This window comes from Rhizobium sp. Root1203 (assembly GCF_001424945.1).
GTDB lineage: Bacteria > Pseudomonadota > Alphaproteobacteria > Rhizobiales > Rhizobiaceae > Rhizobium.
This window is the reverse complement of sequence record NZ_LMCW01000046.1, coordinates 1-13,142: the sequence shown is the minus strand read 5'-3', so window position 1 is coordinate 13,142 and position 13,142 is coordinate 1. Positions and strand designations below refer to the sequence as shown.

Genomic DNA, 13,142 nt, shown 5'->3' with positions numbered 1-13,142 from the left:
GCCGATCGGCCGGCCGATCTGGAACACGCGGATCTACATCCTGGATGCAAATCTGCGGCCGGTTGCCGCCGGTGTTTCCGGCGAACTCTACATAGCAGGCGGCGGCCTGGCGCGTGGTTATCTTAACCGCCCCGCACTGACGGCCGAACGCTTTATCGCCGATCCGTTCGGAGCCCCTGGAAGCCGCATGTACCGCACCGGGGATCTGGCGAGATGGCGCCCCGACGGAGTGCTGGAATATCTCGGCCGTGCCGACCAGCAGGTCAAGATCCGCGGCTTCCGCATCGAGCCCGGCGAGATCGAGGCGGTGTTGGCCGCTCACCCTGCCATTGCACAGGCGGCCGTRATCGCCCGGGAGGACGAGCCGGGCGAGAAGCGGCTCGTCGGATATGTCGTGCCCAAACCCGGGCAGACCATCGATCTGGCAGAGCTTCGCCGGCATGCCGCCACGGCTCTTCCCGAGCATATGGTTCCTTCGGCGATCCTGGAGCTGACAGCCCTGCCRCTCACGCCGAACGGCAAGCTCGATCGACGGGCKCTTCCCGCCCCGGTGTTTGCCTCGCAGTCCAGCCGCCAGCCGCGAACCCCGCAGGAGGAGATCATCGCCGGCCTGTTCGTCGAACTGCTCGGCGTCGACAAGGTCGGCATCGACGACAACTTCTTCGAACTCGGTGGTCCCCCGCAGGAGGAGATCATCGCCGGCCTGTTCGTCGAACTGCTCGGCGTCGACAAGGTCGGCATCGACGACAACTTCTTCGAACTCGGTGGTCACTCCTTGCTGGCGACACGGTTGACGAGCAAGATCCGCTCCGTCCTGGGAGCCGAAYTGTCCATTCGGGCCGTCTTCGAGGCGCCGACCGTCGCTGCGCTGGCGGCGAGGTTGAACCAGCCGTCCGCCGAGCGTGAAAAGCGAGCTCTTGATGTCGTTATGCCACTCAGGGCTACTGGTAGCCGGACACCTCTTTTCTGCATTCATCCAGGAGGTGGCCTGGGCTGGCCTTACGCCGCCCTTCTTCAACATCTCCCCGCGGAACAGCCCATCTATGCGCTACAATCCCGGAGTCTGCTGGAGACGGCCTATAGCCCCGGCAGTATTCGAGAAATCGCTCGAGACTATTCGAGTAGAATGCGCGCGGTAAAGTCTGGCGGGCCCTACACTTTGTTAGGCTGGTCCCTGGGCTGTCATATCGCTCACGCCATTGCGACCCAGCTTCAAAGTGAGGGCGAGCATGTCCAACAGTTGATCTTTTTGGACGGCTATCCACGGCTTGTTTCGGGAATGGAATCTAGTCAAGAAGACTGTAATGTCAGCGTTGCTCAACCTGCATTGGTTGAAAAAACTGCGAACGAGATCTTCGGAAACTGGGAAGCGGCGGACCACCGCATTGGCCTCCTTGATCAAGCGATTAAAGAATCGATTATTGCGGGATTGCATGGAGCTCCGCGTCTGATTGACGGGTTTCAACCCGACCTGTTTCGTGGAGATCTTCTCTTCGTTCGAGCGAGGTCGGACCAGCAAAGTCCTCATACAGAACGTCGTGAAGATTGCGGCTGGGAACCCTATGTCGACGGCGAAATAAGCATTCGCTCAACCCTTTTCGAACACGACGACATGATGACTCCGGGGGCCCTTTTTCACATCGGGCCACACATCGCCGCGGCGTTAGCCGGTTGAAAAGATTCGATCAAAGAGGAGAAAGCGCAATGTCTAATCCGTTCGATTTAGAGGCAGGCAGGTTTCTGGTGCTTGCCAACAACGCTGGTCAATTCTCTCTCTGGCCTCAAGGCGCGGATATGCCAGGTGGCTGGGGCAAAGTTTTTGGTCCGGACAGCAAGCAGGTGTGCCTCGAATACATCGATCGTGAGTGGACTAATATCCGAGCAAAACCTGTCGGGCAGGCGGGGGATAATCGGTTCGCCCGCAAAGAGTCCGCCTGAAGACGCTCATTACCTAGCCAAAACAAACCTAGAGCAAGTTTCAGAACGTGGATCCCGCACTGTTCACGTAACATGCGAGCATCCAGTGCCAACCTTTAAAAAGTGAAAAACCGTGGGAGACGGCCTTGAGCAATCTCATTGACGCCTATTGGCAAAATTACATTGATGGAATCTTTTGTGACGGTGGCGCGGGCCGCATAGAGGTACAAGATCCAAGCACGGGTGAGAAGCTCGCGGAACAGGCTCTAGCGAGCGTTGAGGATATTGATCGAGCTGTTAAAGCAGCGCAACGGGTTTACCTGTCCGGCGAGTTCGCGGATCTACACCCGATGGAACGCGGCCGGATGGTGCGTGCGATGGGGCAGTTCCTTGCCGAGAATGCGGATGAGATCAAACGCACTATTACATTGGAACAAGGGAAACCCTTGTTCGAAGCGGATGCCGAATTGAAGGCGTCGATCCGCTTCTTTGAATATTTTGGCGCTATGGCGGAATCCATCGAGGGGAAAACCGTGCCTGGCGACGCTAGTCGCTTCGATTTTACGATCTATAAGCCGCTTGGTGTGTCAGCGCAATTTATGCCTTGTCATTACCCTATCTACATCTTGGCTCGCGCTCTGGCGCCTGCTCTGGTGACTGGCAATTCATGTGTCATGAAAACGTCCGAGACCGCACCCTTATCTGCGGGATGGTTGGCGCGAGCCGCTGAAGCAGCCGGATTTCCTGCTGGGACAGTCAATATCTTGTGCGGCCGAAGACAGGAGGCGGGCGCGGCGTTGGCCGGACACCCAGACATAGATCACATCGTTTTCGTGGGTAATCCCGACTCGGCTGCTGACGTCATTTCTAAAGCTTCTAGGAATTTAGTGCCAAGTATCGTTGAAGTGGGAGGCACGTCTCCAACGATTATTTACGAGGACGGCGATCTGGATGAATTCATCGATGCAGCGAGGCGTGGATCGTACTGGAACGCCGGCCAGTTTTGCTGTGGAATGTACAGAATCATCGTTCATGAATCTCGACATGATGAACTCGTTGATAGAGCTGTCGCATTAGCTGAATTGATGCAAGTCGGACCAGGAATCGAGAGTAGTGAATTCAGCCCCTACATGGGCCCGCTAGACAGCGATAGGCAGCTGCAGAAAGTGCTGGGCATCGTAAAGGACGCAACAACGCAAGATGCCAGATGCCTGATTGGAGGGTCACGCTTGAAGGGAGACGGATCTTTCATGCGACCCACAGTGCTCGCAGACGTGACGCCGTCAATGCGCGCTGCACAGGAAGAAATTTTCGGTCCCGTGATGGCGATTATGAAGTTTCATGAAGAGGCCGACGCCATCAAGATAGCGAACAGCGCGCGGCATAGCGGATTAATGTGCAACATATTCACTCAAGATATGGGCCGAATGATGCGGTCGGCAAACAAAATCCGCGCGGGCCACATCGTCTCAAATCAATCCGCTATAGGGGGTGCCGAAATACCATTCGGCGGTTTCGCAAGAGCCGGCTACGGTAGCTTGAAGGGCCGAGAAGCCTTGCAAGGTTATGTGCAGAGAAAGAACATACTAATCAAAATGTGAACTTCGAACTCTGCCTGCCGTAGCCCTACGAATATTTCTGATTGTCTGATGGTCATAGTGCGGGCTGCAACACCACGCGAACACCGAACTGAATGAGGACGAGGCTGAAACGGCCGCTTTTATCAAGCTCCTCGAAAGCCACCTGCATGTCCGCCACCCTTGAGCTGAAGAGACGATAGCCGACCAGCGTCAGTGACATAGGGGGCTGCGAGCCAATTTCGAGGTTCAGTGTACCGTCTTCTCCAGTTATCTGAGCACTGATGCCGTTGCGGTCCGTGTAATTTCCAACGAAGTTATCATAGTCAAGGGGCACCACCGCAGATAAATTCTCGTGGGCCGAGGGCCAATCGAATTCGCGCGCCAGCGCCGAAAAGATGTGCGAGATGAGCGGGCCACCCTGTATCGAATTGACCAAAACAGCGGCGCCAGCACCCACTTCCGGAAACAAACGTATCCTTGATAAGAACCCGTTATCTTCACCATTGTGCCCGAAACTGAAAGCGTCCCCTTTCCCTTCGCAGAACCAGCCGATACCCGCGAAAGATTGCCCGATTTCCTCACCTGTTAGCTGGGGCCGTAGCATTGCTTCTAGATTCTGCTTCTTCAACGAAAGGCGTGATGGCCCCCCTTGCAACAGCCGAATTAGCCGCGCCCCGAGTTCCGCCAACTCCTCCGCCGAGGTCCACAGTCCCGCCGCTGCCATTTCTGGATAGATGTAAGCACCTCCTGAAACCGGATCTGCGTTCCAGCGGTGTCCTCTCGCTGCGCTCGCTGCCTTATCCGCTGAAAGCGGCTGATCATAAGTACTTGTGACCATGCCCAAAGGATCGAGCACTAGTTCCTTCATCAACTCCGGGAAAGGTCGCCCAAGGACGTCCATTATAACCTGCTGTGCGATAGTTGTTCCGCCGCCCGAGTAGCGACAGGTAAGACCAGGTATTCCTTCGACGGCAATAGGTAGCGAATTTGCAGGCCACCTGCCATTCAGAACCTCCAGCAGCGTTGGTCGCGGACCGGCGGAGGGATATCCGGGAAAGCCTTTCACACTGGTAGCGGCCGAATGACTTAACAACTGACGGAGCGTAATTCGAGGCTGCCACGCTCCATTTGCGGGAACTTTCCAGGACGTGAGATAGGAATTTACGTCCTCATCGAGGTCGAGGAGACCCGCTTCAACAAGACACATCACAGCGATTGCGAAAACCGGCTTGCTGATGGATCCCGCTTGAAACAGCGTGCTTGAAGTGACCGGCAGCGGACAATCGATGCCGCTGACACCGAAACCGCCTTTCCAAACAACTTCGGCATCGTTTACGACAGCCAATGCGACGCCTGGAATACTGTCACGCCGCATCCGGTTTGCCAGATCGTCCCGCTCTTGCGGTAACCAGGATGAGTTTACAGCTTCCCGCCTAAGATCACAGAGCGCTCTTGTAACCCGCTCCGCCAAATTTGCCACAGCATGTCCTCCGCAGTTGCTTTTCGTCGCGTAGACTTCGCGCTACTGTATGAGAAGCCCCTTGCGGCGATCCAAAACTGTCGCGGCCAAAGCGAAGAACAGCGCCAGTGCCGAGGAAGCGATCATCACGCCAAATACCGCGATTGACGCGTTGTCGTTGGTAATTAAAAGCCCTGCGCTAAATGCTACAATTGCCCCACCAGCGGAGGCAAGTGCTCCTGCCAAGCCCGACGCGCTGCCGGCAAGATCGGGACGGATTGATAAAATAACGGCGTTAGCTGCAGGCATGGTTAAGCCGTTTCCGACACCGATAAATACGCAGGGCCCAAAAAATGCGACCGGGTGAATGACACCGCAGAGGTATAGAGCCAGGCCGGCAAAGAGGCTCACAGAGGTCAGGCTCCTCGCAAAAATCAATATAGAATTCGGTGCAAAACGTGGTCCGCAACGGCCAGCCAAATAACTCCCGAGGATAAACCCGGCGGGCGTCACGCCCATATATAATCCCAAGGTAACCGTCGATCCACCTAGGAGTTTTTCCGCTACCAGCGGCGCGCCCGCGAGAAAACCGTAAAAGGTTCCGAGAGAAAATGACAAGCAAAGAGCGTACGCCCAAAAGCGTCCGGATTGGACGAGATCACGATAATTCCTAATCTGTACAGCGATCGATGTAGATCGGCGGGCATTGGTCTCAGGTATAAAAAAATACGTTGCCATCAGACCTATAACACCAAGAGCCGTAAAGAGAGTGAAAATAGAGCGCCAGCCAAATAGTTCGTCCATCGCTCCTCCGATAGTTGGAGCGATGAGCGGAGCTATCGCCCATGCTGTCGAAATATACCCGATTTTGCTCGCGGTCGTTCTCTCATCCGATGTGTCGCGAAGCAGTGCCAAAGGTACACGGTAGCTTACGATAATGATGCCTTGCACTAGCCTGCAAATCAGGAATGGCCATATATTCGTCGTCAAGCTACATCCTGCCGACGCGGCTGCAAAAATTCCAAGTGAAACGAGGATTATAGGACGGCGTCCGAATCTGTCGGAAAGAGCGCCCATGACGAGACCTGCGATCGCGCTCACGGCAGAGAATCCGGCGATCGTAAGGCTGATCAAGGCGAAATCAGCGTGCAACTCATCCGCTATTTTCGGAATGGACGGCGTAAACATATTGACTGGTACGGCCGACAGCGCCGCCAGAAAAATGAGGATTGATAGGCTAGGCGTACGGTTGTTGCTCATGGGGCCAACATTAAGTTTGGGTTCATTTTTCAAATTAAATTGCGCGCCGGTCTACTGGAATTCTGCCCGGCGCACGTTGTCACGATTCGGTTGGTCGTCGCTCGGCGTAGGTTTCGGCGATATCGCCTTTCCCGACCAGCTGGCGCTCACGTTTGAGGAATGCCTTGACTTGGCCGAGTATCAACCTCGGTACCTGGTGTTAAAGTTGGGTTCAGCGCGGGCCACGCAATTCGGTCTTTGTATTGCACCGCATTCCGCGTTTGAATGTGTCATTCTTGATATACGCTATACCAATGATCACGTCGCTTATCTGGTAGTCGATTGCAAATGGGCGAGAAATACCGGCCACTTTCGCCGATTTTTCTCCGATATTTATGCTGATGTCACTAAAGTCGATGAATTTGACGGAACTTACCTGGAACGCAGCTTTGTAGACAGCCTCTTTGAGAACGAACAAACACCGGCACATCAGAGGCGACATGCCAAGAAACACCCGCTCTTCGGCGGAAATAACGATATCCATAATTTCTTCTGGCAGGGGTTCAGCTGGCTCGACATCCACGCCAACCGCCTGGAATCTTGCGTGGGTAGCAACCGCCGCCACTGCTGTTGTTGAACTGTGCGCTAATGAGCCAACGATCCCGGGGGGCCAAATCGGAGCGCCGCTCGAGCATTTGTTTATCGCATTCGGAGGAAGATCAAACTGTTGCAAGAGTGATCGAGCTATAATGCGGGCTGCGCCACTCTGTCGTCTAACTGCTGCTACGGAATTTGCCATTTGCGCCAATTCTGATGGAAGTAGCGCGTCCTCGTCGCGCTGACAAATCGCCCGGCGAGCCATGTAGATGTCGGGGTGACATGCGGCGATCCGAAAAATCTGAGGAAATACGCTATCGCTCACCGCTCACCCCGTACTCTTCAGGTGATCGATCTTATTCCGCGGCCACTTTCGGCGCCTATTGGAAGCGGTCCTTTGCTGCGAAGGTATTGAACGATGAAGCCTTTTGCATCCGGCGCGCGAACTGGGAACTATCGGGCGATAACGGTGCGCAATTTTCGCAGCCGGGAGGCGCTCAAGTGCCATGGGTAATCTCCAGTTACCAATCAAGGAGATACGGGTTGAGCGAAGAAGAGAAAGCACCGTCGCGTAAACTCGCGCCGTCCCGTTCCTACGCCGGCATAACCCGGATCAGGTTCAAGGGTCCGGCTCACCGCCATCTCAGCATCGTGCGATGCTCCCCTCGGAATGACCTCAAACATGCTAAAACATCGTGGGCCTGTCAACAGGCGATCGTCGCCCTCTGTGCCTGAAACGAGCTGTCGGCGCTGCAGCATCCACTGGTCCAGTTTCGCCGAGGTTCGGCCACGAAATATGCCGCGAAATCGCATGGCGAAGCTGCGCAATACAGCAAACGTCCGTGATCCCTGTTTGAGGGCATCGACTTTCCGCGCCTGATTGATTGTCAGTGCGCCGCGCGGCTTGATGCANCGCCGACGTTCGGCCACGAAATATGCCGCGAAATCGCATGGCGAAGCTGCGCAATACAGCAAACGTCCGTGATCCCTGTTTGAGGGCATCGACTTTCCGCGCCTGATTGATTGTCAGTGCGCCGCGCGGCTTGATGCAAAGAGTAGCGGCGACAATGGGTGATATCAAATGACCGGTTTGCGGATCACGGACAGGCAAATTGTCAGGTACTCTGTCCGAGAGCCCAGTTCGAGCCGACGCCGCATCATCCTTATCCTCCTCCGTTTCCGGCCTCTCGGCGCGACGCCATGTTGCCAGGAGGCGTTCAAGATTGGAAAGCTGCCGGTGTATCCTCGGTGCTTTATATCATGAAACAAATGCCGACCACGGCGGTTGCCATCCTTCCAACACTGGGTGAGGAACGCTTCGAAGTATAGAGGAGATGTCGGCTGTAGCGTGCTCCTGCGTCGATCGGGTCGGGTTTCGAACGTCAGCCATTTCGTGATGCTTCGTCGGCCATATCCTGTGCGACGTGCAATGTCCGAGCAGGTCAGGCCTTCTTTGCTCAAGGCGTGCACTGTCTCGAACACATCCTTCCGGGACTGTCGATGCGCCCGGCGAAGCTGATTGCGCCAAGGCGTTTCAGGCGCCTGCTCTTGCAAAGCCCGATCGTCATGATCGTTTTCGATATCTGTCGTTTGGCAGTTAACCGTGAGATTGCGGCCGTTGTTTTCCCATTTGGCACTTAATTAGAGATTCTGTCGGCCGAGAATCTCAAATTAAGTGCAACTGTGACGACCCAAGCGACTGACGCGAACAGTCTAAGATCTCTTCTATAGCGCTGTCGAAGCGGGCTTTGTTCTCACCCATCATATGGCCACTCAGCATGCGAAGCATTTCGGGCCCGGCATGCTGGACAATGGCGACACCTGCCAAGAGGGCAGGGCGCAAATACATGGGCAAGATCGGGCTTGCTGGACTCGGAAGTTTGCTGGTTTCCATCTGCATGACGTCGTCGAGATCAGGAATGATGACACCGAGCAGCCTATAGCCCGACGGTTCGTAACCGGGCACCGACTTTGGAACGCGCCGCATTAGCAGGAGACGGGCAATCTCATTCGGCGATACCCAGTTTGGGATACCATGCTCAGCCTCGTTGTCGAGCATTTCTTCCCCCATCAGCGCTGCATGGTGATAGCCGCCGAAGGGGGTGGGGCCGTCATTCCCGCCAATTGTCTGTAATGTGCCTCCGCAAAGCGGGCAGGTGATCCGCCAGCCTAAGAATTGGCTTCGAAGGATGACGGGCAATCCGTCGGCCGTTCGGCGGCAGGTAGAGCACGATTGTCGAGGCTCGCTTGCGATCATTCGCCGTGATGATTGCGGAATATTCGAGAACGTCATGCGGCGGACCGTAGTGGGCTCGATCGAGAATATGTGGGCGATGCGGACGACCTGATCCTCGGTAAGATTCAAATCGGCGGCGCGTAATGATAGCAATTCGGGGAGGCAATGCTGAAGCATGGCCAAGGGAGAGATCGCATAGAATGCGGCATGTCGGGCGATCCACGACGACAAAAGCTCATCGGCGCACGGAGCCAGCCTTACCGGCAGTGGCCGTTCGCATAAGTTCGTCTTCACGCGAATGCTGCGTCGGCGTCGAATTCTGGCTCCCATTTCTCAATGGCTTCGTCGGTAATCCGCTCTCTTCCGCTTTCGATTGAATCGATGGCCAGTGAGTTGACTATGTGAAAGATGTTGGCGGTGATGCCCTCGGTGACTTGAAGTATTCGCCGCAATGATTTCGCGGTTAGCACCGATGGGTGCCGCAATGGAGTATTGCGCAGTATCAAGGCGACCAACATTTCGAACTGCTCATTTGCGGCCCAGCGGCTCAGCGTGAACTGGTCGAAGCGACGCGCCAACTGGACATCGCCACCAATGGCCTCCCGGGCGTCGTTGACGCCGAAACAGACGAGGGAGATCTGGAGGCGGTTGCTGAGAAATCGTAAGGTATTTAATACGATGCGCTGCTCGCGATAGGTCCCGGCGAGAATGTTGTGCACCTCGTCGATCACAAAAACCTGAACGCCAATCGCTTCCATGATGCGCAGTGCCGCTTGCTCCATCTGGGCAATATCGGCACGCGGTCGCTGTGGTGCACCGAGCAGGGTCAAAAGCTCGGCGTAGAACCGCCGTTCGCCAGGCCGGCTGGTCATCTCCATCGCCAGAACCGGTGTCTTCAGCCTGCCGGTAATCGGGTTGAAGCTTGGTGGGTGCTGGTCACGGAAGCGCTTCATGATCATTGTCTTGCCCATGCCGCTGTCGCCATAAATGGCGAGCGACGGCATTCGCGTCCCGCGTGGATGATCCACCAGGAGGTTCAGGCGATCGAGTACCTGCTTGGCACGCGGGTAAACGAGCCAGCGACGTGATCTAATGGCGCGGATGCGCTGGTTGTCTGCTTCACCGAGCAGCGCCGCTGCGGTCACAGTCAGGTGGGAGATTTCTGTGTTCATGCCAGCTCACTCCATATCCTCGTCGAAAGCCACAGGTTTGCTGGAGTCGATCCCCCGAAGCGAGCCCCAACCGCTGTCATCCACTTTCGTTTTTGAGCTGGAAGTGCGGCCTCGTCGTACTGTTGCTGTCGTCTTCACCGCTGCATCCACCAGTTGGCGTTGCTCAATCGCCGTACCAACGATCGCGCGGGTGTTGACCTCTCGTCGCCCTTTCGCCAGCAGAGTACGCCTCGCAGCCAAGGCTTCGTGTAGCGTGACCGAAGCCAAGGTGAGATCGGCGTAACGAGCTTCCACGAAGCTGCCTGATGGTCGTCGCACGAAGACACGAGACATATCCCTTGGGTCGTATTTGACGAGCAGCCGGCGATTTGCAGTCCCGACGTCGGCACTCAGGGCTGCCGACCAATAGCGCATTCCAAAGAGATGGATCCCGGTAGGCTGCAATGTACGCTCCTGCTCGGGCAGGAATGTCAGCCAAAATTGCATTCGGTCCTGCGGCAGCCGGAGCGGAATTTCCCCCTCTTGTTCACGCCACACCGCGATGGGCGGGCGGCCCAAAGTGCGGTGGATTGACTGATGGTAGTTACCGACAATGTCGAGGGCGATGTATCGCTCGAGTTCGCGGAGCGTCAGCGCCGAATGCTGCTTCGAATCGTATTCGCCAAGCTCCTGTGGATTGCTGAAAGTAGTGCCGGGTAGCAGGTGGAGTCTTCCCATTTGTGTGCCGATCAGCCGCTCAATATGCCCGCCGAAGCGCGGTTCGCCCGGTGGTCGCCAGTCGATCGCAACCCCAGCATCATCGCACCCCCTCTTAAAAGCGCGGCTCCTAAAGTCGCTGCCGTTGTCGACGTGTAGTGTCTCAGGGAGGCCGGCGACCGGCCACGGCTCAATGATCTCGCGCTCCCGTAACCAAGGCGATTTGTCAAAGACGGAGTGTAGTAAGCACAAACTTGTCGACAGTCGGGAGGGTGCGTCCATCGTGAGGTAGAACCCCGTCACCATCCGACTGCAGACATCCATTGCCAGAGTTAGCCAAGGCCTGCCAATGGGTAGACGCGTCTCCTCGTCGACGACAAAGATATCTGCCTTCGTATGGTCGACTTGGACGATCTGGAGTGGGCGCGAGGCGGTGAGCCCTCCCGGCACGGCCATTGTCCGCTTCACGATTTCGGATTCGCCCCGTCGTTTGGCGCGTTGGTGAAGGTCGATGTCCTGGAGACGAGTTTCGATCGTCCGCCGATGTGGCGGCTTCAGCCCCGCCGAGAGGCAGCTCGTTCGGATTTCGCGAACCAATTGAGAGATGCCTGGTCGGTTTTTTGTCAGGTGATACCGATGTATCGTGGCGCGGATGATTTCTTCCCGGCCTTCGTCGAGCACCCGTCGGCCGTCAGGACGGCCAGGTTTCCGCTCCACCAGCGACATCACCGTTCCCCTAGCCCGAAATAGCTTGATAAGACGGAATGCAGTCGCTCGACTGACTCCAAGTTCGACAGCAAGCAGCGCCATATCCCCGGAAATCACATCGCCAGATCGGCGCTTCAGAAACTCTCGGATTGCCTCGGCGCGTCGACACGCCTCTTCCCAAAGCGTTTCATCAATCTCGTCTGGAAACCGATCATCCATACTAAAGCACCGCAGATTTCATCAACGAATGAATCTCACATTAAGTGCTAAAATCCAAGAGGCAGTCTCAAATTAAGTGCCAAGTCTCAGCTTAAGTGCCGGGCTAAATTGTTGAAAGTGTTGGGGCGGAATCTCACGGTTAAATGCAAACCGACACTTCATGGCGCCGCTATAGAGTTTCTTGAGGCGATTTTCATCGGCAATGGGTGGATTTTGGCGAGGAAGTACGGCCTCTCACGCCCGGACAGCCGCGATCAGGCCCGCAACACCGATAAGGGTGATGACCCGCCTGATATTATAGGCGAGCGCGGTCAGGCTGAACTCGCCTCGGACGTTCTCCAGCCGCCGCATGAGGAAGGCGCCCTGGTTCATCCATTGTTTGATGGTGCCGAACGGATGCTCGACGCTCTCGCGCCGCCGATCGAGAACTTCGGGTCGGGCGGCAAGTCTTGCCGCCATGCGATCAACTACCGCTTCGACCTCCTGCTCGGCGATCAGCTTGTGCTTCACATCAACAGCAAGCTGGACGTTGTAACCCACGCCTACTTTCGTCATGCGCGCCATCGCCCGGCTGTCTGGATCGGTCATCGATATCTGGTTGCCGCCAGCGCGATCCAGTTCGTCCAGAAGCGCCTTGTGCCGGTCCCTTTTGCCTTTGATCGCGGCGATCTTCTCCGCGAGTTTGCCATCGCCGCGGCCGGAACCACCATTACCGGAACGATCTTCGTCGGCATCGCCCTCGTCGAGCCGCGTCATATAGCCGTCCAGCTTCTCGTCGGCCTCTCGGATGAACTTTGAAAGCGCACCTCGCGTGAAGTTCCTATCCTTGTTGTTCACCGCCTTGATGCGCGTGCCATCCACTGCCAGCAACTCCCGCCCGAACAGGTCGAGTTGACGGCACAGCAGCACGAATTCGCGAAACACCTGACGGAAGGCGGTGCGGTTGTCGCGACGGAAATCAGCGATCGTCTTGAAGTCAGGCTTCAGATGCCGAAGCAGCACCCGGTTGAGATAGCCGTCGATGTAGAGCTTCAGCAGATCGGCCGGATCGTAGCCGGGGCGGCCGGTCGCTTTCGGTATCACGCGGCTGAACCCCGCCGCCTGTAGATCCAGCCCATCAACGAAGGCTTCGATGAAGCGTGCAGGATTCTCGGTACCGACATAATCATCCACCGCCTCCGGAAGAAGCAGCATCTGCGAGCGGTCTGTTCCCGATAAATGGGACGTTGGTGCAGCGATCGCGGTTTGAGCGGATTTCGAACTTTGATGGCGAGGTTATGCCGTTTCTGTCTTGCAGCGGACGGATTTCGGGTGTGCAC

The 13,142-nt window shown here is 56.3% G+C and carries 10 protein-coding genes, 1 pseudogene and 1 riboswitch; of the genes and pseudogenes, 3 read left to right on the top strand and 8 right to left on the bottom strand.

The window, feature by feature from the left end; translation table 11 throughout:
* From ASC97_RS35990 to ASC97_RS27785, 3 genes are all read left to right on the top strand, one after another.
* Positions 1-1,675: thioesterase domain-containing protein (locus tag ASC97_RS35990; protein WP_156390481.1), on the top strand; the 1,675-nt coding region annotated here is incomplete at its 5' end.
* 29 nt (positions 1,676-1,704) lie between these two features.
* Entirely contained in the window at positions 1,705-1,938 is a 234-nt protein-coding gene (locus tag ASC97_RS27790) for an MbtH family protein (protein ID WP_057471571.1), read from the top strand.
* A gap of 125 nt (positions 1,939-2,063) precedes the next feature.
* Positions 2,064-3,518 (top strand): aldehyde dehydrogenase family protein, encoded by a 1,455-nt coding sequence (locus ASC97_RS27785; protein ID WP_082530194.1) that lies wholly within the window; start codon positions 2,064-2,066, stop codon positions 3,516-3,518.
* 52 nt (positions 3,519-3,570) lie between these two features.
* Here the strand turns inward: ASC97_RS27785 and ASC97_RS27780 are convergent, their stop codons facing one another.
* The 8 genes and pseudogenes from ASC97_RS27780 to ASC97_RS27750 form a co-directional block, all read right to left on the bottom strand.
* Positions 3,571-4,872 (bottom strand): serine hydrolase domain-containing protein, encoded by a 1,302-nt coding sequence (locus ASC97_RS27780; RefSeq protein WP_057471570.1) that lies wholly within the window; start codon positions 4,870-4,872, stop codon positions 3,571-3,573.
* Between the two features lie 147 nt (positions 4,873-5,019).
* Positions 5,020-6,144: an MFS transporter gene (locus ASC97_RS27775; protein WP_244481610.1), complete on the bottom strand. Its 1,125-nt coding sequence runs from the start codon at positions 6,142-6,144 to the stop codon at positions 5,020-5,022.
* Positions 6,145-6,427: 283 nt separating this feature from the next.
* Positions 6,428-6,994, bottom strand: coding sequence for a 4'-phosphopantetheinyl transferase family protein (locus ASC97_RS36435; protein ID WP_443216789.1), 567 nt, complete (start codon positions 6,992-6,994; stop codon positions 6,428-6,430).
* Positions 6,995-7,365: 371 nt separating this feature from the next.
* Positions 7,366-7,468: riboswitch (TPP riboswitch) on the bottom strand.
* A 237-nt stretch (positions 7,469-7,705) separates the two neighbouring features.
* Positions 7,706-8,316, bottom strand: a pseudogene (locus tag ASC97_RS35805) (ISL3 family transposase); the annotation flags it as partial.
* Between the two features lie 142 nt (positions 8,317-8,458).
* Complete coding sequence (locus ASC97_RS33620; protein ID WP_082530192.1) at positions 8,459-9,358, bottom strand: TniQ family protein; 900 nt, start codon at positions 9,356-9,358, stop codon at positions 8,459-8,461.
* The gene (locus tag ASC97_RS27760; protein ID WP_057471567.1) at positions 9,319-10,200 is read right to left on the bottom strand and encodes a TniB family NTP-binding protein; all 882 of its coding nucleotides are present in this window, start codon (positions 10,198-10,200) and stop codon (positions 9,319-9,321) included. The genes ASC97_RS33620 and ASC97_RS27760 overlap by 40 nt, the downstream gene beginning before the upstream one ends.
* A 6-nt stretch (positions 10,201-10,206) precedes the next feature.
* Entirely contained in the window at positions 10,207-11,823 is a 1,617-nt protein-coding gene (locus ASC97_RS27755; protein WP_057471566.1) for a Mu transposase C-terminal domain-containing protein, read from the bottom strand.
* 234 nt (positions 11,824-12,057) lie between these two features.
* Positions 12,058-13,017: a transposase gene (locus ASC97_RS27750; protein WP_057471565.1), complete on the bottom strand. Its 960-nt coding sequence runs from the start codon at positions 13,015-13,017 to the stop codon at positions 12,058-12,060.
* Positions 13,018-13,142 lie beyond the last annotated feature (125 nt).

Coding starts and splice junctions, on each gene's coding strand:
- ASC97_RS27790 (WP_057471571.1), top strand. CDS start 1,705: ATGTCTAATCCGTTCGATTTAGAGGCAGGCAGGTTTCTGGTGCTTGCC.
- ASC97_RS27780 (WP_057471570.1), bottom strand. CDS start 4,872: ATGCGGCGTGACAGTATTCCAGGCGTCGCATTGGCTGTCGTAAACGAT.
- ASC97_RS27775 (WP_244481610.1), bottom strand. CDS start 6,144: ATGTTTACGCCGTCCATTCCGAAAATAGCGGATGAGTTGCACGCTGAT.
- ASC97_RS36435 (WP_443216789.1), bottom strand. CDS start 6,994: ATGGCAAATTCCGTAGCAGCAGTTAGACGACAGAGTGGCGCAGCCCGC.
- ASC97_RS33620 (WP_082530192.1), bottom strand. CDS start 9,358: ATGGGAGCCAGAATTCGACGCCGACGCAGCATTCGCGTGAAGACGAAC.
- ASC97_RS27760 (WP_057471567.1), bottom strand. CDS start 10,200: ATGAACACAGAAATCTCCCACCTGACTGTGACCGCAGCGGCGCTGCTC.
- ASC97_RS27755 (WP_057471566.1), bottom strand. CDS start 11,823: ATGGATGATCGGTTTCCAGACGAGATTGATGAAACGCTTTGGGAAGAG.
- ASC97_RS27750 (WP_057471565.1), bottom strand. CDS start 13,017: ATGCTGCTTCTTCCGGAGGCGGTGGATGATTATGTCGGTACCGAGAAT.